The organism is Streptomyces sp. AF1A (genome assembly GCF_047340315.1).
In the GTDB taxonomy this organism is placed as follows: Bacteria; Actinomycetota; Actinomycetes; order Streptomycetales; family Streptomycetaceae; genus Streptomyces.
Window position 1 is genome coordinate 1 of the sequence record NZ_JBLEBI010000121.1, and the last position, 21153, is coordinate 21153.

At 68.1% G+C, this 21153-nt stretch carries 19 protein-coding genes and 1 pseudogene; 9 read left to right on the forward strand and 11 right to left on the reverse strand.

The features are described 5' to 3' along the window. Positions 1–254 (reverse strand): hypothetical protein (locus tag ACLU3S_RS25895; protein WP_413954356.1); only part of this gene is annotated, 254 nt, incomplete at its 3' end. A 232-nt stretch (positions 255–486) separates the two neighbouring features. On the opposite strand from ACLU3S_RS25895, the gene ACLU3S_RS25900 reads away from it, so the two are divergent. After that, on the forward strand, positions 487–1320 hold the full coding sequence (locus ACLU3S_RS25900; protein WP_413954357.1) for a S1 family peptidase: 834 nt from the start codon (positions 487–489) through the stop codon (positions 1318–1320). On the opposite strand, the gene ACLU3S_RS25905 is transcribed toward ACLU3S_RS25900, so the two are convergent. Both ACLU3S_RS25905 and ACLU3S_RS25910 read right to left on the reverse strand, forming a co-directional pair. Continuing rightward, positions 1317–2930 (reverse strand): N-acyl-D-amino-acid deacylase family protein, encoded by a 1614-nt coding sequence (locus ACLU3S_RS25905; protein WP_413954358.1) that lies wholly within the window; start codon positions 2928–2930, stop codon positions 1317–1319. The genes ACLU3S_RS25900 and ACLU3S_RS25905 overlap by 4 nt on opposite strands. Before the next feature lie 10 nt (positions 2931–2940). After that, on the reverse strand, positions 2941–4212 hold the full coding sequence (locus ACLU3S_RS25910; protein ID WP_413954359.1) for an amino acid deaminase: 1272 nt from the start codon (positions 4210–4212) through the stop codon (positions 2941–2943). A 192-nt stretch (positions 4213–4404) separates the two neighbouring features. Between ACLU3S_RS25910 and ACLU3S_RS25915 the strand changes: the two genes are divergently transcribed. The 5 genes from ACLU3S_RS25915 (at position 4405) to ACLU3S_RS25935 (ending at position 8748) form a co-directional block, all read left to right on the forward strand. Continuing rightward, a complete protein-coding gene (locus ACLU3S_RS25915; protein WP_413954374.1) occupies positions 4405–5688 on the forward strand; it encodes a PfkB family carbohydrate kinase in 1284 nt (427 codons plus the stop codon). Then, positions 5685–6446, forward strand: coding sequence for an IclR family transcriptional regulator (locus tag ACLU3S_RS25920; RefSeq protein WP_413954360.1), 762 nt, complete (start codon positions 5685–5687; stop codon positions 6444–6446). Before ACLU3S_RS25915 ends, ACLU3S_RS25920 begins: the two co-directional genes overlap by 4 nt. Further along, positions 6443–6862, forward strand: coding sequence for a RidA family protein (locus tag ACLU3S_RS25925; protein WP_413954361.1), 420 nt, complete (start codon positions 6443–6445; stop codon positions 6860–6862). Before ACLU3S_RS25920 ends, ACLU3S_RS25925 begins: the two co-directional genes overlap by 4 nt. A gap of 98 nt (positions 6863–6960) precedes the next feature. Continuing rightward, positions 6961–7551: a hypothetical protein gene (locus ACLU3S_RS25930; RefSeq protein WP_413954362.1), complete on the forward strand. Its 591-nt coding sequence runs from the start codon at positions 6961–6963 to the stop codon at positions 7549–7551. A 525-nt stretch (positions 7552–8076) separates the two neighbouring features. Next, a complete protein-coding gene (locus ACLU3S_RS25935) occupies positions 8077–8748 on the forward strand; it encodes a hypothetical protein (RefSeq protein WP_413954363.1) in 672 nt (223 codons plus the stop codon). A gap of 72 nt (positions 8749–8820) precedes the next feature. Here the strand turns inward: ACLU3S_RS25935 and ACLU3S_RS25940 are convergent, their stop codons facing one another. After that, positions 8821–9021, reverse strand: coding sequence for a DUF397 domain-containing protein (locus ACLU3S_RS25940; RefSeq protein ID WP_413954364.1), 201 nt, complete (start codon positions 9019–9021; stop codon positions 8821–8823). A 7-nt stretch (positions 9022–9028) separates the two neighbouring features. Next, positions 9029–9880, reverse strand: a complete 852-nt coding sequence (locus tag ACLU3S_RS25945; RefSeq protein WP_413954365.1) for a helix-turn-helix domain-containing protein — start codon at positions 9878–9880, stop codon at positions 9029–9031. Between the two features lie 209 nt (positions 9881–10089). Here ACLU3S_RS25945 and ACLU3S_RS25950 point away from each other — a divergent pair, with 209 nt between their 5' ends. Both ACLU3S_RS25950 and ACLU3S_RS25955 read left to right on the forward strand, forming a co-directional pair. Continuing rightward, positions 10090–10506 carry an ATP-binding protein gene (locus ACLU3S_RS25950; protein ID WP_413954366.1) on the forward strand — a complete coding sequence of 139 codons (417 nt, stop codon included), beginning with the start codon at positions 10090–10092 and terminating at the stop codon, positions 10504–10506. A gap of 144 nt (positions 10507–10650) precedes the next feature. Beyond that, positions 10651–11094 (forward strand): SMI1/KNR4 family protein, encoded by a 444-nt coding sequence (locus ACLU3S_RS25955; RefSeq protein ID WP_413954367.1) that lies wholly within the window; start codon positions 10651–10653, stop codon positions 11092–11094. 62 nt (positions 11095–11156) lie between these two features. Here the strand turns inward: ACLU3S_RS25955 and ACLU3S_RS25960 are convergent, their stop codons facing one another. The 5 genes and pseudogenes from ACLU3S_RS25960 to ACLU3S_RS25980 all read right to left on the reverse strand — a co-directional run bounded on the left by ACLU3S_RS25960 (position 11157) and on the right by ACLU3S_RS25980 (position 18994). Further along, entirely contained in the window at positions 11157–11369 is a 213-nt protein-coding gene (locus ACLU3S_RS25960; RefSeq protein ID WP_413954368.1) for a S1 RNA-binding domain-containing protein, read from the reverse strand. A 939-nt stretch (positions 11370–12308) separates the two neighbouring features. After that, a pseudogene (locus ACLU3S_RS25965) lies at positions 12309–12702 on the reverse strand (RHS repeat-associated core domain-containing protein); the annotation flags it as partial. Positions 12703–12962: 260 nt separating this feature from the next. Continuing rightward, complete coding sequence (locus ACLU3S_RS25970) at positions 12963–13727, reverse strand: barstar family protein (protein ID WP_413954369.1); 765 nt, start codon at positions 13725–13727, stop codon at positions 12963–12965. Positions 13728–13763: 36 nt separating this feature from the next. Next, positions 13764–18425 (reverse strand): putative T7SS-secreted protein, encoded by a 4662-nt coding sequence (locus ACLU3S_RS25975; RefSeq protein ID WP_413954370.1) that lies wholly within the window; start codon positions 18423–18425, stop codon positions 13764–13766. Then, the gene (locus tag ACLU3S_RS25980) at positions 18425–18994 is read right to left on the reverse strand and encodes a hypothetical protein (protein WP_413954371.1); all 570 of its coding nucleotides are present in this window, start codon (positions 18992–18994) and stop codon (positions 18425–18427) included. The genes ACLU3S_RS25975 and ACLU3S_RS25980 overlap by 1 nt, the downstream gene beginning before the upstream one ends. Before the next feature lie 231 nt (positions 18995–19225). Between ACLU3S_RS25980 and ACLU3S_RS25985 the strand changes: the two genes are divergently transcribed. Next, on the forward strand, positions 19226–19378 hold the full coding sequence (locus ACLU3S_RS25985; RefSeq protein ID WP_413954372.1) for a hypothetical protein: 153 nt from the start codon (positions 19226–19228) through the stop codon (positions 19376–19378). A 68-nt stretch (positions 19379–19446) separates the two neighbouring features. Here ACLU3S_RS25985 and ACLU3S_RS25990 read toward each other — a convergent pair whose 3' ends face one another. Then, on the reverse strand, positions 19447–21153 hold the full coding sequence (locus ACLU3S_RS25990) for a chitinase (RefSeq protein ID WP_413954373.1): 1707 nt from the start codon (positions 21151–21153) through the stop codon (positions 19447–19449).

The following is a 21153-nucleotide window of genomic DNA, read 5'->3' on the forward strand; positions in this document are numbered from 1 at the left end:
TCCACCAAGGACGGCGGCGCCACCGCGAGCACCCGCACGGACGCCTCCCCGGCCGTCACCGACTTGGCCACCTCCGCCGGATCCAGCGCCCCCTCGACGCCCGGCCCGGCCGCTTCCCCCTCGGCCACCGCGACCCGCAACCCGGCCGCCACCACCTCCGCACCGGCCGCCACCACCTCCGCACCGGCGGCCACGACGAGCTCCGGCCCCGCGCCGACGCCGGCGGCCTCCACCCCGGCGGCCCCCAGCCCCACGGGCACCCCCGGCCGGGGTCACGGTCACGGCTGGAGCAGGCACCCCCACTGAGCCCGCGGTCGAACGACGCCTGGAACCGGGCGAGTCGACCGAGGGGGCGCGCAGAGGGAAACCCCTACGGCCTGAAACCGCTTCTTGTTCCCACCCCTCGCGGCGCTGACAATGCGCATGACAAACAAGTGGGCGACCGGAGGACCTCCGGTCGCCCAAGTCGTCAGAGGGGACCCCCACATGAAGAAGCCTCTCGTCGTCGCGCTCTGCGCCCTGGCGATGGCCGGGACGGGCGCGGCTCCCGCGGTCGCCGCGCCGCACACCGCCAGGCCGGCCGCGGTGACCGTCACCTACGCCGGTACCGTCTCGCTCAGCAACTGCTCCGGCTCCGTCATCCGCTTCCCCAACTCCGCGGACACCGACCCGGCGCTCGTGCTGACCAACGGCCACTGCCTGGAGACCGGCTTCCCGGACCCCGGCGAGGTCATCACCGGCCAGTCCTCCAGCCGCACCTTCGGCCTGCTCAGCGCCTCGGGCAGCAGGATCGCCACCCTCCGCGCCAACCAGGTCGTCTACTCGACCATGACGGACACGGACATCACGATCTACCGGCTGACCACCACGTACGCGCGGATCAAGAGCGCGTACGGGATCAGCCCGCTCACCGTGAACGACACGCACCCCACCGCCGGCACCGCCATCAAGGTCGTCTCCGGCTACTGGAAGCGGACCTACAGCTGCAGCATCGACGGGTTCGTGTACCGGCTGAAGGAGGGCGACTGGACCTGGAAGGACTCGGTCCGCTACACCTCCGCCTGCAACACCATCGGAGGCACCTCCGGCTCCCCCGTCATCGACACCGCGACGGGCAGGGTCGTCGCCGTCAACAACACCGGCAACGAGGACGGCGAGACCTGCACGGTGAACAACCCGTGCGAGGTGGACGAGAACGGCAACGTCACCATCCACCAGGGCATCAACTACGCAGAGGAGACCTACCTGATCCCGGCCTGCTTCACCACGGGCAACAGGCTGGACCTCGCCGCGGCCGGCTGCACCCTGCCCAAGCCCTAGCGGACGCCCGTGCGGCGGACGGAACGGCCCGCGAGCACGTCCGTCCGCTTGCCGTCCTCGATGACGAACCGGCCGTCGACAAGGACGTACGGAATCCCCGTCGGCAGCCTGCGCGGCTCGGCGAAGCCGGCGCCGGGCGCGACCGTCTCCGGGTCGAACAGGACCAGGTCGGCCCGGTACCCCTCGCGCACCAGCCCGCGGTCCGGCAGTCGCAGCCGGGCCGCGGGGCGCGAGGTGAGGTGGGCGACGCACTCCTCCAGCGAGAGCACCCCCAACTCCCGCACGTAGTAGCCGAGATAGCGCGGGAAGGTGCCGTAGGCCCGCGGGTGCGGCTTCGCGCCCTGCAGGATGCCGTCGGATCCGCCGGTGTGGGCGCGGTGCCGCATGATCGTGCGGACGTTCTCCTCGTGGCCGACGTGTTGCAGGATCGTCGTGCCGAGCCGGTCGCCGACCAGCAGCCGGCGGGCGACCGCCCACGGCGTCTCACCGCGCAGCCGCGCGGACTCCCGGACCGTGCGGCCCACGAAGTCGCCGAGCGCCGGGTCGCTCACCCCGGAGACCTCGATCGTCTCCCACTCCACGGGCACGCCGTGGCAGCCGTCCGAGCCGGTCACCTCCAGCTCGTGCCGCACGCGCTCGGACGTCGCCGGGTCGGTGAGCCGGGCCAGGATCTCCTCCGGCCCGCCCTCGCTCGCCCAGCTCGGCAGCAGCGCGGCCAGGGTGGTGCAGCCCGGGGTGTAGGGGTAGGTGTCGAGCGTGATGTCCGCGCCCGCGTCCAGGGCCCGGTCGAGCAGAGCCAGCAGCTCGGGCGCCCGGCCCTCGTTCACCGAGAAGTTCATCGTCGCGTGCGCCAGGTGCAGCGGGCAGCCCGCCCGACGGGCCACCTCGACCATCTCGGCGTAGGCCGCCAGGGCGCCCGCGCCGTAGGAGCGGTGGTGCGGGCAGTAGTAGCCGCCGTACGACGCCACCACCCGGCACAGTTCGGTCAGTTCGGCGTCCGGGGCGTACATGCCGGGCGGGTAGGTGAGCCCCGAGGACAGGCCGACCGCGCCCTGCTCCATCCCCTCGGCGACCGCCTGCCGCATCCGGTCCAGCTCCCGCGGGGTCGCCTCCCGGTCCTCCCAGCCGACGACCAGCGCGCGGACCGTGCCCTGCGGAATCAGATAGGCCGCGTTGACGGCGATGCCCCGGTCCAGGCGGTCCAGGTACTCGCCGACCGACCGCCAGTCGAAGTCGATGTCGTCGCCGTAGCCGTTCCAGCCGGTGATCGCCCGCCGCACCTCCGCGAGCGTGCGGTCGTCGACGGGCGCGTACGACAGCCCGTCCTGCCCGAGGACCTCCAGTGTGACCCCCTGCGCGGCCTTCGCGCTGTGGTCGGGGTCGCGCAGCAGGGCGAGGTCGGAGTGGGCGTGCATGTCGATGAAGCCGGGGGAGAGGACCAGGCCCTCGGCGTCCAGCTCGCGCATGGCGCGCGGCCGTTGGCAGCCGGCCGCGGCGGCCTCCTTGACGATCGAGACGATCCGGCCGCCGTCGACGACCACATCGGCCCGGTACGACGGCTCGCCGCTGCCGTCCACGACGTCGGCGTCGCGGAAGACCAGGTCCTCCATGTCGGGCCTCCTAGAAGAACGTACGGACGTAGTCGACGACCGTGCCGTCCGCCTCGGCCACCGGGATCAGCTGCCACTTGTCGAAGGACGTGCAGGGGTGGGACAGGCCGAGGCCCACCCAGTCGCCGACCTCCAGCTCCGTGCCCGGCTCCGTGCGCAGCCAGGTGTGCTGGTCGGAGAGCTTGGACACGGTGATGCCGGTGGCGGGGTGCTCGGCACCGTTCCGGCGTACCACCTCGGCGGTGGGCAGGTCCAGGTCGTGGGCCGCGTCGCGCTTGCCCGCGTTGGCGAAGGCCTGCTCCGGGGTGGGCCGGGAGACGACCTGCGCCCACAGCCGGAAGGCGGGCTCCAGGGCGCCCTCCTCGGGCACGCGGGCGAAGGGGGTGAGCCGGCGGTAGTGGCCGTCGTCGTGCGAGACGTACGCGCCCGAGCGCAGCAGCTTCAGCACCGGCGCGGACAGGGCGGGAATCCCGGCGAAGACGTCGGCCACCGCGTCGAACCAGGCGCTGCCGCCCGCGCTCACCACGATCTCCCGCGCGTCCCCGAACAGGCCGGCCTTGTCGAGCTCGGCGGCCAGCGCCACCAGCCGGCGCAGATACGACCGCACGCGCTCCGGATCGGCCTGCGGCACCTCGCCCTCGTACCCCGCCACACCCACGAGCCGCAGCGTGTCCGCGCGGGCCACCGCATCGGCCACCGCGTGGGCCGCCGCCTCCGTGCGCACGCCGGTGCGGGCCCCCTCGCCCGCGCCCAGCTCCACGACGACCTCCACCGGGCGGGCGGCGCCGCGCAGGGCCGCGTCCATCAGCTCGACCCCGCGCACGGAGTCGACGTAGCAGAGGAACCGGAAGCCGGGGTCGGCGGCCAGCTCGCCCGCGATCCAGCGCAGGGCCGGGGCATCCACCAGTTCGTTGGCGAGGAAGACCCGCTGGACGCCGAACGCCCGGGCCACCCGCACCTGGTGGGGCACCGCCAGGGTGATGCCCCAGGCGCCGTGCTCCAGCTGGCGGTGGAAGAGCTGCGGGGCCATGGAGGTCTTGCCGTGCGGGGCGAAGGCCAGCCCGTGCCGCTCGGTGTACGTCTCCATGAGCGCCAGGTTGTGCTCCAGGCGTTCGGCGGACAGGGCGAGGACGGGTGCGGTGAAGCCGTCGGCCGCGGAGAAGAGGTTGCGGCGCTGGGCGGCCAGCTCGGCGACGGTGAGGCCTTCGGCGTCCGGCGGGAGGCCCTTGAAGCGGTGGTCGACTCGTTCCTCGGCCAAGCGGGCGAGCGCTTCGGTGCTCATGGAGCCCCTCTCTCGACTGTTGCATGCTGTGCAATGGCCATTGCATGCAGTGCTTAATGGTGTCTAGCATCTCGCCGACGCCGGGTCAACGGAGCCGCCCCCCGGCCTTCGACAGGAGCCATCATCAACGACGCTGCTTACATTTCGGCAGGTGCGGCCGACATCGTGGACGTCGTGGCGCTGGGCGAGTCCATGGTGACCTTCCTGCCCAGCCGGCCCGGCCGCCTCGCGGACGTCCCGTCCTTCGACCGCGCGATCGGCGGTGCCGAGTCCAACGTGGCGTGCGCGCTGGCCGCCTTCGGGCACACGGCGCGCTGGGTGAGCCGCGTCGGCGCGGACGGCTTCGGCGACCACCTGGTGGAGCGGATCGCCGCCCACGGCGTCGACGTCTCCTCCGTGCGCCGCGACCCCGCCCGCCCCACGGGCGTCTACTTCCGCACCGCCGCCGACCGGGCCACGGGCGCGCACGAGGTGGCCTACTACCGGGCCGGGTCGGCGGCCTCGGCGATGAGCACGGCGAACGTCGACCTGGCGGCCGTGCGGGCTGGACGGGTGCTGCACCTGTCCGGGATCACGGCCGCGCTGTCGCGGGAGTGCCGCGCCCTGCTGCACGACCTGACGGCCCCCCGTCCCGGCCGCCCCCTCGTCTCCTTCGACGTCAACCACCGCCCGGGCCTGTGGCAGGGCGCCGACGGGGGCGCGGCGCTGCTGGAGCTGGCCCGCAGCGCCGACCTCGTCTTCGTCGGGGAGGACGAGGCGGAGGAGGCATGGGGGGTCACGGGCGGGCCGGACGCCGTGCGACGGCTCCTGCCCGAGCCGGCGGTGCTGGTGGTGAAGCAGGGGGCACGGGGCGCGACGGCGTTCGAGCGCACCGACGCGGTCCCGGCGCTCGCGGACGGCGGTACGCCGGCGCGGGGGCGCGCGGCGGTTGGTGCGGGCGCGGGTCCGGACCGTGCGGACGGCGATCCGCGGTCGCCGGGGCGTCAGACCGTGGGCGTGGGCCCGGCGGGGACGGACCGCGCCCCGCGGCGGCCGGGGCGTGCTGGCGTCGCCGTGGGCGCGGGCCCGGTCGGTGCGGAGGGCGATCCGCAGCCGCCGGGGGGTGCGGGCGTCGGTGTGGGCGTGCATCCGGCGGGGGCGGAGGGCGGTCCCTCGGCGCCGGGCCGCGAGGGCATCCCGCCGGGCACCTTCGAGCCCGCCCCCACCGTGGACGTCGTGGCGACCGTCGGCGCGGGGGACGCCTTCGCCGCCGGCTTTCTCTCCGGGACCCTGCGCGGACTGCCCCTGCGCGAACGGCTGCGGCACGGCCACCTCGTGGCCGCCGCCACCCTCACCGCCCCCGGCGACCTCGCTCCGCCCCCGGCGCGCGACCACGCCGACCGCCTGGCGGCCCTGGACGACGAGGCATGGGGGAGACTTCGACTCGGCCCCGGCTGGACGCAGGCCGGCGCCGAGAAGGAGGCGATCACCCCATGAGTCAGACCGTCGACCGCGCCCTGAGCATCCTGCCGCTGCTCGCCGAGGGCCCCGCCGACCTCGGCCAGGTCGCCGACCGCCTGGGCGTGCACAAATCGACGGCGCTCCGCCTCCTGCGCACGCTGCACGAGCACGGCCTCGTCTACCGCCAGTCCGACCAGCGCTACCGCCTCGGCGCCCGCCTCTTCGCCCTCGCCCAGGAGGCGATGGAGAACCTCGACATCCGCGAGATCGCCCACCCCCACCTCGTACGGCTCAACGAGAGGTGCGGCCACACCGTGCACCTCGCCGTGTACGAGGAGAACGAGGTCCTCTACATCGACAAGGTGGACAGCCGCTACCCGGTCCGCATGTACTCGCGGATCGGCAAGCCGGTGGCCATCACGGTGGCCGCCGTGGCCAAGCTGCTCCTGGCCGACCTGCCCGAGCCCGAGCGCCGCGCCCTCGCGGAGAAGCTCGACTACCCGACGTACACCCCTCGTTCGACCCCGAACGCCGACGCCTTCCTCCAAGAGCTGGCCAAGGTGCGCGAACAGGGCTGGGCCACCGACCTCGGTGGCCACGAGGAGTCCATCAACTGCGTCGCCGCCCCCATCCGCGGCGCCGACGGCCGGGTGGTCGCCGCGATGTCGGTGTCCGCGCCGAACGTGGTCGTCACCGGTGAGGAACTCCTCACCCTGCTCCCGCTGGTCCGCCGTACCGCGGACGCGATCAGCGGCGAGTACTCCGGAAGAACGCCAGTAAAGGACCCCGCATGACGGACCAGACGGAAAAGATCTCACTCACCCCGAAGACCCACACCACCCCGCCCGCGAGGTTCTCGCACGGCGTGCGGAAGGGGAACATCCTCCAGGTCGCCGGGCAGGTCGGCTTCCTGCCCGCCGAGGAGGGCAAGCCCCCGACGCCGGCCGGCCCCACCCTGCGCGAGCAGACCCTCCAGACCCTCGCGAACGTCAAGGCGATCCTCGAAGAGGGCGGCGCCGGCTGGGACGACGTGATGATGATCCGCGTCTACCTGACCGACGTGGACCACTTCGCCGAGATGAACGACCTCTACAACGCCTACTTCGAGGAGCAGGGCCTCACCCAGCCGCCCGCCGCCCGCACGACGGTCTACGTCGGACTGCCGGCCGGCCTCCTCATCGAGATCGACGCGCTCGCCGTCCTCGGCTGACGCCAAGGGTGAGCGTGTTCGTGTGAACGTGACGTGAGTGACGCGGGAGATGGGCGGGCTGACTGGTTCGGCACAGGGAAGTCGTCCATACTGCCGCCGTGGAGCAGCGCATAGGATCGAGCAGCAAGCCGTTGAAGGCCGAGCCGTTGAAGACGGAGCCCGTGACGGGCGCCGGCTTCGACCCGGCCTTCATCCCGGGCATCACGGCGCCGGCCGCGGAGCATGCGGAGCCGGAGCCGGCGGAGCGTGAGGCCGCGGAGGCCTCGGACACGACGAGCGCGTCGAATGCTTCGGACTCTTCGGGTCCTTCTGATGCCTCGGACGCCTCGGACGCCGAGGCGTCGGCCCAGCCGGAGGACGAGGCACCGGCACAGGCGGACGAGGAGGACGACGAGGCCGCCGCCGAGGGCCCTGTCTTCGAGGCCTCCGACCGCCGCGCCAGGATCGTGGCCGACCGCAAGGGCATCCGCCTGCGCCTCGACGAGGAGTCCTGCGAGTTCACGTGGGACGAGATCGCGGCCGTCGAGACGGAGTCCCCCCGCTTCGGCAAGCGCTTCACGATCACCGTCCACACCCCCGAGCGCCGCTGGTACCCCATCGAGATCGAGGCGACGTCCAGGTCCCGCTTCCAGGAGTGGGACGAACAGCTGGACGCGGTCCTCGACGCGTACTTCGAGGAAGCGGAGTAGTACGTCCGTCCGCTGCGACACGGAGCCCTCGCCCGCCGGTTCCGCCTGCCCGACCGACTCGTCGGGCAGGCGGCCGGCGCATCGCGCGGGGAAGTCCGTCCCTCTGGTACGACCGGACCGCCGCTGATCCACTGCCATAAGGTGTCTACTACGCCGTAGTGGGGCGCATACGTCATTCCCCGCCACTTGGGGTGCAGCGGAGGCGTGACTTTCCGCCAAAGTCTGCGCATGCTCCCCGGACTCCGTTTCCGCAGCAGATCGGATGAGGCACACGGGTCATCCTGGATTCCGCTTACTCACCAGCCGTATCGCCCCCCTGCCATATCGAGTCGCAAGCCTTTTCGACGCATGCTGACGATGTGCTTACAGTGACGGCCTGCTCCCGGTCAGTTGGGGAACTGCCTGCCGAATCGTTCGGGCGGGACGGGGGTGGATGACCAAGCACTCTCAGCGCAACGGGGACCACACGCGTGCCTACCGCCGCGGGCCGGCCTCCGTGTGCCTTCACCACGGGGGAAGACCGCTATGCGCAAGTGGCTGGCTGCTCAACCTGGGCGCCAAGAAGCACATGAAGCTGAAGAGATGTTCATGCCCGTGCGCACGCCGGTTTCCCGTCGGCTCCTCGTCCTGCTTGTCGTGGCCGGTGCAACGACCGCTGCGTGCGGGCATGAGCAGGAAGGCCATCGGCCGGACACCGCAACGGTCCGTTCCTCGTCGTCGGCTTCCGTCACGCCGTCCGCTGCCGCGCACCCGTCGACCGACGCTCCGGCGCCTGACAGAACGCAGGCGGCCAGGCAAAAGGCCGAAAGTGACCGCAGGCAAGCCGCGCCGCCCGGAGTGACCATCACTCCGTCACCGTCCTGGACCGGCATTGCCAAAGGCAGCGAGCACTTCGGAAATCCGGTTGCTCAGCGCGGAGATGTGACTGTTTACGTGGCCCGCCGGGACAAGGATGGCCTGAGGATCCCGGTAGAGGTGGTGAACAGCGGTCGGACGCGCGCGTTCTACCGCTTCCGCATCCGGATCACGGGGCCGGGCGGCTTCAAGGCAACGGCCGACGCCGCGATGGATGTCGTCGGCCTGTATCCCGGCACTTCGTGGCCCACCGAGCTGACGGTGAGGGACCCCGGTCACACACCTCCCGCGCATCCGCACATCACCATCGAGAGCATCGAACGTAACGAATTCAAGCCCTAGAGGACGCCCAACTCGACTCTCCTCCCAGCCGCCATTCGCCGTAGCGCCGCCCGCCTACGACACCGCCTCGGCTCACAGCCCGGCGAAGTCCGGGCCCTTCAGGGCGTCGAGGAAGGGAGCGAACTCGTCGGCCGGAAAGGTGAGGGTGGCTCTGGCGGGGGCTTTCGAGTCGCGGACGGCTATGCGGGTGTCCAGGTGGGCGAGTTCGACGCAGTCGTTGCCCTCCCCTCCGCCGGAAAACGACGACTTCTTCCACGAGGCGGGGTTGGTCATGCGGTCCTCACAGCTCCTTCGCCAGCTGGTGGATGAGGTCACGTGACTGCTCCGGAGGCAGCGCTTCCTCCTTCACCCTACGGAAGAGCGCACGAAAGTGCTCCAGTTGGGCCTCGGAGTCGACGAACGCCGTGCCGTGCGGGGCATCCCGAACGACCGTGTCCAGACGGGGAACCGGTCCGCCCACGTGGACCATGGTGCCTCCGGCTCCCGCGAAGTCGTCCAGGGCAAAGGGGATGACCTGAACGGTGATGTGGTCGGCCTCGGACATCTCCAGAATGCGGCGGAGCTGAGTGCGGGAGGCGGTGCGCCCGGCCACCTTGATGCGCAGCGCGGCCTCGTGGATCACGGTGTCGTACGGGATGGGCTCGGACCCTTCGATGACGACTCTCCGCTTCATCCGGTGCTCTACCCGGAGGTCCACCTCGTCAGCTGGGAACTCGGGGTTCATGTAGCCGAAGAGGGCTCGAGCGTAGTCCTCCGTCTGGAAGAGCCCCGGAATGTGGATGACTGCCACGTCGCGACGGAACACGGCGTAGTGGTCCAGCTCGGCGAGATCCTGGTATGCGGCAGGGAGGATGCCTCGGTACTCCTCCCACCACCCCTTGGTGCGGTCGGTCGCCATGGTCACCAGAGCGTCGATCAGTCCCTCGTCGCAACATGCGTAGTTGGCGGCCAGTCGGCGTACCCGTTGTTCGCTGACACCTGAAATGCCTGACTCGATCTGGCTCATCTGGACCGAGTTCACACCGAGCAGGCTTGCTGCTTCGGTTGCTTTGAGCCCGGCTGCCTCGCGGAGCTTCCGCAGTTCAAGCCCCAGACGCGCCTGACGCGCCGTGGGCTGCTGGCGACGCCCCATCGGCATCCTCCTCCACCTCAACTACCGCTGGTCCCCGACTCTTTCGGGCGCAAGATTACGGCAACGACTTGCATGGACATAAATTTAGGCCCTACCGTCGGTGACGTATCACACACGCTGCGGAAGCGCACCGCTCCGTCGTGCCACGACGGCTGCGGCAATGCCACCGCGCGGGAAACCCCCTGTCACCTCACTGGAGTTGATGACGCATGCCCGAAACCGGAGACGACGCGTGGGACTACACGCTGCACATCCCGAACGACGTCAGAGCGGTGACCGTCTGTCGCCGGACCCTGCGTCTGATCCTGACGCTGCACGGGTTGATCGGTCTGGTGGACACGGCGGAGCTGCTGGCGGCGGAGTTGGTGTCGAACGCGGTGCGGCATACGAAGGGGCCGGCGGCGCTCAGGGTGCGCCGGAGTCGGGAGGGGGTGGTGTGGATCGGGGCGTGGGACAGCGACCCGGCGCCGCCGGACCCGCCGTGTCCGCTGGAGCGGGTGGCGGAGTCGGAGGAGGGGAGGGGGCTGGGGCTGGTGGTGGCCTGTGCGGACGTGTGGGGGTGGCAGCTGGCGGCCCGGTTCGGGGGGCGAGGCAAGTACGTGTGGTGCGAACTCGCGTCGGCCTAAAGGGCTGTCCCGAATTGCCGGGGCGGTGAGTGGCCAACTCGGCCGGCGCCGCACTGTTCGCTCGTTGATCAGTCGCGCTGGTCGAGTCGCGGACCCCGGCCTGCGCCGACGGGGCTATAGGCCGGCTCCGTCCAGACCAGGCTCATGGAGGTCGAATCAACCGTGTGGACCGAATTCGTTGCAGCGCTGCCCGGAACGGCCGTCTTCCAGCCCCCTGCATCGGAGTCGTCGCTGATTCGCTGCACTACGATCCTCGGTCATTCACTGCCTGAGGACCTCGCTGCTCTCCTCCGCGAGAGCGACGGCATCGAGGGCGAGTACGGAGACGGACTCATCTGGTCTGCCGAGCGCGTCGCCTCTGAGAACCAGAGCCTTCGCGGGGACGCCGAGCTCGCCACCCTCTACATGCCGTTCGATCCGCTGCTCTTCTTCGCAGACGCAGGGAACGGAGACCTGTTCGCGCTCCTCTCCCGGATCGACCGGCCCGATGTTTTCGTCTGGACCCATGAGGACGACAGTCGTACCTGGGTCGCACCGAGCCTGGCTAAATACCTCGAATGGAGGCTGACGGGGCAGATCAAGCTGTAGCGGGCGTGATCACGGCATCGGAACTGTCCTGGACAGCTCCGTTCACCGGGCACTTCCGCAAGCTAATCAGGCCTGGTTGTAGAATGTGGGTGTTGAAGGCGACTCCATGTGAGTTCAAGCAAGGTGATCAATCCCTCACATCCGCCCAGATCGATGTAGGCGCCGAAATTTTGTACTTCGGTAACAATACCAGAACCTCGTCCGTGAGCAACTTGGCCAGATGCCGGTACGCTCGAATGCTTCCTTATGGCACTGTGCTCCGTTTCCTCTGGCATATTGCATTTTTTGGTATCGCTACATGATCGCGGGAGATCCCGTAGCAAGAGATTACACCCGATTGTATGCGATAGGCGTGTCACGTATCGGGTTGGATGTTGACAACTACGGCGCTGAGAGACCCGTCGCCTGCTAGATGAATTTGAGAATTTCCGCACACCAATACCCGTGCGGTCTGCTTTGCTGGAAATATTAGTCTTGCCGTTCGCTGTTTCCGAGAAAAGGCGATCACTTCCCTAGATGTGATGACCCGTGATTGGAATTTTGAGCAATCAGGATTGGTAGAGATTCCCCACGAAGAGCGATCGAATACGGGGATTCCTGTATCCATCTTGGGGATCGATCCAGGTGTGCTGGTGTCGAATGTTCCCGGTGGTTCGTCGATGACTACCAGCTCTCGCATTATCCCGGATCGAGGGTCTACCTTAATTTCAACCTCTCCACCATTGCTTCCGCTGATTCTCCAGTACAAGGGCTGTAGGCTACTGTCGGTAGCCCAGGTGATCGTCAAGGGAATATATGCGTCACTCTCTACCTCGACCGAGGTGCACGTCAGCACGTCAATAGCTTTGATCATTCGCTTCTCCTTCACCCTGTGTAAAGTGCGTGCACCAGTGCTGGGAGTGGGTCCTCCGGTCGCTGACTGAACTTGAGTTCCCAGCCTCCCGCCTCCACCATCTTGCCCAACGGAATGCCGTCCTTTGTGGCGGCGACCACCGCTTGCTGGAGACTCTTGATCTGAACTTGGTTGATGAGGCCAATTTTATCGCGGGTTGCTAGTTCGGCTATCCTTCCTTGCATGTACTCGTTAAGATGCTTCGTAGCGTTGGCATGCACCCATACACGTTGATCCCCGGCCTGCATTTCGAAAGACTTCGGAATTTCGGTCCCTGGGTAGTTCGGCTGTGTGGGCTTGATGTCCTCCCATACGGGCCTTGGGTCGCAGTCCGGAGCCAGGCCGAGCGTGTCAGTCCAGGTGTGGGGATTATGCACATATGTAGCAGGATTGGGGGCCGGTGCAAGCCCGAGTGGATCAAGGGTGAGGTAGCGGGCGGTGTCGGGGTCGTAGTGGCGGAAGTAGTTGTAGTGGAGGCCTGTTTCGGGGTCGTAGTACTGGCCCGGGAAGCGCAGGGGCGTGTACGCCGTGCTGTTGGTCGCCCATGCCGTCGTCCCCCACAGGGTGCTGCGGGTGTGCCAGGCGATGTCGCCGTGTTCGTCGATGAGTTCGTTGGGGGTGCCGACGAGGTCGGTGACGATGTCGAAGAAGCGGGAGTCGATTTCTTCCTGGAAGGCGTCCGCTGTGGTGATGCGTTCGGTTTGGGCGAGGGGCCTCCGGCGCGGGCAGCATGCCCTCGGTGTAGACGGCCCAGATCTGTCCGCCGGCGACACGCGGCCCGGTTTCAACTCGTAGAGGACATTACGGGCGAACCGCCGGACCGATCATCGATCGAACTCCGCTGACGAATCGAGGCTGGATCATCCCGGTATCGAAGCCTCATCCGACTTCGCGTTGGATCATTTCGTTGAGAAAACCGCACTGCCGGCGTTACGAAGGGTGATGTGGGGATGCGGTCCACTCTACTGGATGGTATTTATAAGTCCTTGTAGACGATCCGAGCGTTGTGACTCTCGAGGATCGATGCGATAATGTCGATTTCTTCATCCTCATTGAGCCTTTCTCGCGCCTCGGCAAACCCGAACCATTCGAGGGTGAATGGTGCGCTAGAAGACTGGCAGAGGCAGTCATCCAGCGCGCTCGGGTTGGATCCGAAGTAGCCTCCCGGTCCGTTAACGGCTTCGCCCAACGCGCAGTAAAGGCTCGCAACCGTCATCAGGCCCCTGGTGTCCAAGGTGCAGCGTTCATCATTTCGATAACGTCTTGCTTCGTGTCCCGTGCGAAACCAAACCTGCTGAACCACGTGGAGCCAACTTGCATGCGTGGACCAGTGGTACCTCCTCCATTCTCCGGTCTCCACGGGTCGAGAGCGTGACCAAACTTGCCAAAATTGACGGGCCTCAGGGTATGGGCATGTGTAGCCAAAGAACGAGGCGATGGCGTTTGTGGTGTCGGTGTTTACGTTGTCCCGATGTCGATGCAACCCTTGCAGGGATACTTCGCCAACGTAATATCCCCCGATATTCTTGCCGCGTCTGTCCAGAATCTGAAGTTCTATGTCGTGTAGTAGTGTCGGGTAGGCTTGAACGGCTCCCTCGACATCGAATAGCTGGATGGCTCCCGCTTCTCCTGGGTTGCGCGTGAAGAAGCCATCGACATCGCTGGCAGCCATAATTGTCACATTGGACTCTTCTTCTGTGAGTCTGAAGATCCGTGTAATTGGTTCTGCTTGATTAATCATGATCCTTCCTTGTAGGGTTATGCTCCATTCACACTATCAGTTCCAACCGGAATCGGGAAAATGTGGTGCCTTGAAGGGGTGAATGGTTTGATAATGATCTTTAGTCCATCCCATCACAAGCCTACCGTCGGGAAGCTCCTTTACTAGGATTCTTGCGCTTCCCGGATCCTTTGCGTGGGGCACCAGATACTCTCTGGCACCAGCCCACGGTTTTTCGTGCGGCTTCCACCCCTCAAAAATCTTCGGCTGGCCGGTGCTGGGGTCTGTCTGCGGCGTGCCTTGTCCCGCTCGGATCCGGTCGTATTCCTGTACGAACTGCTTGGGTAGCCCTTGGGGAAGAGGGTCGGAGAGCTTTGGTGTTTGATTCTTCCCCGGCTTGCACTCATCATTGGGTGCCAAACCCAATGGATCAGTGACTGTGTGCGGGTTGTCAACGTAAGTGGCTGGATTGGGGGCTGGAACCAGGCCGAGGGGGTCGGCGGTGAGGTAGCGGGCGGTTTCGGGGTCGTAGTGGCGGAAGTAGTTGTAGTGGAGGCCTGATTCCGGGTCGTAGTACTGGCCTGGAAAGCGCAAGGGCGTGTACGTGGAACTGTTCGCTGCCCAGGCCGTTGTTCCCCACAGTGTGCTTCGGGTGCGCCAGGCGATGTCGCCCTGTTCGTCGATGAGTTCGTTGGGGGTACCGACCAGGTCGGTGACGATGGCGAAGAAGCGGGAGCCGATTTCCTCCTGGGAGGCGTCGGCTGCGGTGATGCGTTCGGTTTGGGCGAGGGGGCGTAGGCCTTGGTGGTCCCAGGTGAGGGTGACCGCATTGGGGAGGTCGGAAGAGGTTGTCGTTTGTTCGCAGAGGGTGGTGCCGTCCCAGGTGAAGTCCACCCGTTCCGCGACCGTTTCGCCGTCCTCGGCCATGCGGAGTTTGGTCGTGCGGCGGCCCAGGGGGTCGTAGGTGTAGCGCCAGAGGGTGCCGTCCGGGGTGACCACGGAGGTCAGGCGGTCCTCGGCGTCCCATTCGTAGCGCCAGGTGTCCGGCTTGCGGGACAGGCGGGTCTTCTGGCGGACGGTGATGCGGCCGAGTGCGTCGTGTTCGTAGCGGACGTTGCCGGCTCGGGTGATCCGGGTGCCGACGTAAGACCGCGGACCCGTGGCCTCCGCGCCCGGGTGATTCGACGGCCAGGACGCCTGAGTCTGGTTGCCTGCCTCGTCGTAGGCGTAGCGCTCGGTCCAGTTCGCCGCGTGGACCGCCGTCACCCTGCCCGCCGCGTCCAGGTCGAAGCGGCGTGTGCCGGAGAGTTGGTCGTCGATGCCGATGACGTTGCCGTCGGCTCGGTACGTAAATGCCCTCTGTTGGAGCGTGTGGCCTTCCGCCCCGGTCACCGACTGGGTGGTGAGGCGGCCCAGTGCGTCGAAGGTGTGCTCAAGGGTGACTGTTGCGCCTACGTGGCGGGCCAGTTCTCGGCCGGCCTCGTCGTAGGTGAAGTCGATGGTGCGGCCCGATGCGACCATGCCGGTGCGGCGGCCCGCGGCGTCATACGACCATGTCGTCTCGGCCCCGGTGGGTGTGGTGCGGCCCGTGCGGCGGCCCAGCGCGTCGTACGTGTAGGTCAGTGTGCGGCCGTTGACCGTCTCCGAGCGCAGGCGGCCGTGGCGGTCGCGCAGCAACGTCAGCGTGGTGCCGTGGGGGCCGGTTGCCTGGGCGAGTTGGTCGGTCAGGTCGTAGGCGTAGGTCGTGACCTGGCCCGCGGCGTTCTTGCGGAGTACCTGGCCCAGTTCGTTGCGCTCGAAGGAGATGACCTCGCCGAGAGCGTTACGACGGCTGGTGAGGCGGCCTGCCTCGTCGTACTCGTAGTGCAGTGTGCGGTCGTCGAAGTCCGTCTCGCTTGTCAGGTGGCCTGCCGGATCGTACGTGTACTCCCAGGTGAGGCCCTGGGGGTTGGTGACCTTAGTCAGGCGTAGTTCTGTGTCGTGGGCGAATTCGTAGCGGACGCCGTCGGGGCCGGTGCGGGCGGTGAGGAGGTCGAAGTGGGTGTACTCGAAGTGGGTGATGCCGCCGAGGGGGTCGGTGTGGGTGGTGCAGTTGCCCTCGCCGTCGTAGGTCCACGTCTCGGTCGTGCCGTTCGGGGCGGTGCGGCGGGTGAGGTGGCCCTCGGTCGACCATTTCAGGCGTGTCGTGGCGCCGGTGGGGTCGGTGATCGCGGTGGGGCGGCCCAGGGCGTCGCGTTCGTAGCGGGTGCGCGCGCCCAGCGGGTTCGTCACCTCCACGGGGAGGCCGGCGCGGTCGCAGACGAGCGTTGTCGTGTTGCCCAGTGGGTCGGTCACGGATGTGAGGTGGCCGGCCTCGTTGTATGTGAAGCGGGTCGTCTGGCCCGCCGGGTCCGTGACCGAGGTGCGGTTGCCCCGCTCGTCGAAGTCCTGGCGGAGGATCGTGCCGTCCGGGTTGACCACCTTCACCGGCAGGCCGAGGGCGTTGTACTCGGCCCTTGCTTCGCGGCCGTCCGGGCGGACCACTCGTATGAGGTTGCCCGCGTCGTCGTACTCAAACGAGGTCGTGTGGCCCAGGGGGTTGGTCGTGGAGAGCAGGCGGTGGTGACGGTCGCGGACGTAGCGGGTGGTCGCGCCCAAGGCGTCTGTCTCGGCTACGACCTGCCAGGCGTCGTTGACCAAGTAGCAGCGGGTGTGGCCCTCGCCGGTTGTGACCGTCGTGGTGCGCAGGCCCGTTTCCGGATCCGGGTCCCCGTAGACGAGGCGCAGGGCCATGTGGCCTTCCGCGCCGCCCTCGGCGATGCAGCGGTCCCGGTCGTCGTAGTCGTAGGTGTAGGAGCGGTCGTTGGTGTCCGTCCAGGACGTGACCCGGCCCGCCTCGTCGTAGGTGAACCGCAGCGGCAGGCCGGAGCAGTTGATGACCTCGGTGAGGTTGCCGTCCGTGTAGGCGAAGCGTTTCAGTTCCTCGCCCGTCATCGCCAGGTGGTAGGCGGTGATGCGGCCGGCATCTGTGGTGATGCGGATGCCCTGGCCTGCGCTGGTGTGGACGGCCAGCGGGGTGCCCTGTTCGTCGTACTCGAAGGTGATCCAGTTGCCGTTGCGGTCGTCGATCTGTTCCAGGACCGCCAGGGTCTCGCCGCGGTCGGCGAAGTGCCAGGTGCGGCGCGTGCGCGGATCCGTGATCGTGTAGCCGCCGTCCACCCGGTCCAGGGGCAGACGCGGGCCATGGCTCGCCACGGTCGGCAGGCCCGGCGCCGGATGCGGGTAGGACAGGAGCAGGCCGTCTTCGGTGACGTAGACGACTCCCTGCGCGTCTATTTCCAGGCGCTGGTCCAGCGTGGAGGACCAGGACGGGCCGAACCAGCGGCCCAGGCGATAGCCGGACTCCACCCGCCGCTTGAGAACCACGGGGAGTACGCCGGGGAGGGCGACGTCCGTCTGCGGCAGATACATCTTGCCGGTGGCCACGTTGACCGGGTCGCCGCAGCCCTTCGTGCTGCTCTCGTCGTGCGAGGACTGTGCCGGGTCCTCGTCCACCGTGTCGCGCGCAGTCTTTCCGCCCTCGGTCGCTCCGCGTTCCCCCGCTGCCGCTTCCTCTGCGCCCTTCGCGCCGTCTTCCGCGATCCGGGCCCCGTCGACGGCGACTCCCTCCGCGCCGGCTTCCGGGATGAGGAACTGCGGGGCGATTTCGCCGGTGACTCCGCCGGGGTCCTGCAGGAAGGAGTTCCAGAGCTTGTCACGCGTCTCGGACGGGTGGGTGACCATGTGGACCGCACCGCCCAGCAACTCCACCTTGGCCTGGAGCGCTTCGTAGGGGTGGGTGAGCGCGTACGGGTCGAGGGGGTTGGCGTTGCGCAGCAGGTTGTTCAGGTCGCCGACACCGCGGATGAAGCCGCCGAAGAAGCGCATGTCCTCCGTCTTGGCCGCATCCCACACATCCGCGCCGTCCAATTTCAACTGGTTCAGCGCGGAGGGCTCGTGCGGGGCGTGTTTCAGGGCGGCCTTGACATGGTCGGCGGCCTCCGCCGCCAGATGGTCACGCTGGCGCCGGGCAGCGGTCAGGATCTGTTCGGCGGCGTGCCGGGCCGCATCCCCGGGATCCTGCTCCGACGGCCTGGGACCCGGGTCCTTGCTGTGCTGATCGATGGCGTCGTTGTACGCCTGCACCTGCTTGCTGTGCGCCTTGGACGCGGCTTGGCCTTCGCGGTACTTCGCCACCGCCTCCCGCGCCTGGCCCTGCGCCCACTCCACCGTGTGCGCGAAGTCCTCCAACGCCGACGCCGCCTGACCACACGCATCCGCCGCCTGACGCCACTTGACCTGATGCGCCGCAAACGCCTTACGGAACGTGTCCGCCGCCTCGCCCCGGAAGTCGGAGGAGTCCAGCTTCCGCATCCCCGACGCCACCGCACCAAAGGCCTTCGCGAAGTTGTTCAGGTGCCCGGCCCGCTCGCGCAGCTTGCCCGCATCACCATGGATCAGCTCCTTGGGGTCATCCGTCTCCCCCAACTGCTGCTCATCCACATGCGCGCCGAGTTTCGAGGCGACATCGTCACCCCAGTCGTCGACCTTGTCCGCCGTCCCGTGCGCACCGACATAATCCAGGCCGTCGGCCACCCCGTGGGCGCCCTCGTCGACGAGGTGACCGGTGGTCCGCTTCGCATGCTCAAACCCCGACTTCAGCGAACCGGCCACATGGTTGAACTTGCTGGTGAACGACATCAGTGACCACCAGCCACATCACCCACGATCGGCGTGACCGGATCGCCCGGCACGCCCTCGCTGGTCTCCACGTCGTGCAGCATGCCCTTGCCGGTCTGCTCCACCGACCGCACCAGGTTCTCGCGGTCCTTCGCCCCGTAGCCCGTCGTCATGCCCGCGTGGTTGATCTGGTCCACGCTCTCCTTGGCCACCTGGTCGTTGGAGGCGAAGGGGTCGCCGACGAAGGAGTTGTAGGCCACCTTCATCGAACCCTTCACGTACTCGTCGGTCTGATGGAAGGTGCCGGCGGCCAAACCCATGCCCTCGGCCAGCGCGTTGCCCTCCTCCACCAGCGCCCGCACCCCCCACTGCCAGCGCTCACAGAAGGTGTGCAGCATCGCCCCGAGACGGTCATCGCCGGCGTCCTTGCCGTCCATCTCCAAACCGGTGAAACCCCGGCCCGCCCCCGCCCAGCCCTTCATCGTGCCCAACGCATCCAGCTCGGCCAGCGCCTTGTTGATGCCCTCCGCGATCAGACCCAGCCCCTGCACCCGCAGATCCGGCTGACCGCCCCCACCCGGTGACGTCATGACCGTCCCTCCCGCCAAGGAGGCGACAGCCGTGACCTGTTTATGTCTCCCGACAGGCCGACGTCACCCCCGTGATCTGCCATGTGTCAGAGCATCACATCATGTGATTGTCCATAGCAACGCGACACGGGATCCGCTGCGCAGGTTGGCGGGATCTGTCGCCTCACGCCTCCGACAGAGGAAGGCAGGGAACAAGGCCGGGCCGAGGCGAAGGCGGAGGCCAAGGCAGAGATGGTCCTCTGCGTCCTGGAATGGCGGAACGTCCCGGTGCCCGACTCCGTCCGCGAGCGCGTGATGGACTGCTCGGACCTCGACCAGTTGGACGTCTGGGGCCGACGGGCCGTCCACGCCACGGACGCGGCGGAGTTGTTCACCGAGGAGTGAGGCGTTGTGGGACGCGTCGGCGCCCGGGCCGAGGAGGTCCGGGCGCCGTGTCTCGGTCGAGGGTCACGTCACGGCAGGGCGTGCACGTGCGCGCCCACCGTGTTGGACCACGCGTTGCCCGACGAGGCGTCCCAGTTCGTCGACCAGGTCATGGCGCCGCGCAGGTCGGGGTACGTCTTCGACGGCTTGAAGGTTCCACAGTTGTGGCCGGCGGTGAGGCAGTCGAGGGCGTTGTCGACGACGGAGGGCGACACGTAGCCGCTGCCGGCGGCGCTGGTGGAGGCCGGGAGGCCGAGGCCCACCTGGGACGGGGTGAGGCCGCCCTGGAGCTGGATGCAGGCGAGGGCCGTGAGGAAGTCCACGGAGCCCTGGCTGTAGACCTTGCCGTCGCAGCCCAGCATGGAACCGCTGTTGTAGTACTGGGTGTTGACGACCGTGAGGATGTCCTTGATGTTCAGGGCCGTCTGGAAGTAGGAGGCCGACGTCGACTGCATGTCGATCGTCTGGGGAGCCATCGTGATGATCAGCGAGGAGCCCGCCTTCGCCGACAGTGCGCGCAGGGCCTGCGTCATGTAGGTGGCGTTCAGGCCGTTCTCCAGATCGATGTCGACGCCGTCGAAGCCGTACGTCTGCATCAGGGAGTAGACCGAGTTCGCGAAGTTCGTCGCCGACGCCGAGTCGCTGATCGACACCGTGCCGTTCTGGCCGCCGATGGAGATGACGACCTTCTTGCCGGCCGCCTGCTTGGCCTTGATGTCGGCCTTGAACTGGTCGACGGTGTAGCCGCCGAGGCCGGCGGAGTCCAGGTTGAAGGTCACCGCGCCCGGCGTGGAGGTCGCGTCGGCGAAGGCGACGGCGATGATGTCGTACGAGGACGGGACGTCGGAGATCTTCTGGACCTTGGCGCCGTTGTTGAAGTTCTGCCAGTAGCCGGTCACCGCGTGCCTGGGCAGGGAGCCGCCGGTCCCGCCACCGCCTCCGCCGCCGGACGAGGCCGTCGTGCCCGTCACCGCCGCCGACTTCGCCGACTCGCCCGCCGCGTTCGTCGCCGTCACCTGGAAGGTGTACGACGTCGAGGGGGACAGGCCGGTCAGCGTCGCCGAGGTGCCCGTCGCCGAGGTGACCTTCATGCCGTTCTCGTAGACGTTGTAGCCCGTCGCGCCCGAGGCCGGGGACCAGGAGAGGGAGACGGAGGAGGAGGTCGTCCCGGAGACCGTCAGGCCGGTCGGGGCGGCGGGAACGGTCGGGGCCGGGTCGCCGCCTCCGCCGCCGTCGGGGCCGTTGACCGAGACGTCGTCGGCGTAGTAGGCCGCCTGGCCGTACCACCCGTGCGTGTAGACCGTGACGGAGGTCGTCGACGCGCCGGTGGTGAAGGTCGTCGAGAGCTGCTTCCAGGACGCGGTGTCGGGGGTCCAGGTCGAGACGTCCGTCGTGCCCGTGCCCGTCACGCCCAGGAAGGAGTAGCCGCCCTGCACCCACGCGCTGAGGATGTATGTCGAGTTGGGCTTCACCGCGACCGCCTGGGTGCACTGGGCGTCGTCCTGGCCGGCCGGCGTCGCCTTCAGGGCCGAGGAGCCGGAGTGGACCGGGGAGGAGACCGTGGTGCCGCTGCCCGCCGTGCAGGTCCAGTCGGACAGGCCGGACTCGAAGCCCGCGTTCCTGACGTTGTTGACGTCCGCGGCGGACGCGGGGGCGGCGGCGAGGCCGGCGACCGAGAGGGCGAGGGCGGTCGCGGCGGACCATGCCGCGGCGCGGCGCCTGCGGGGTCTGGGTAT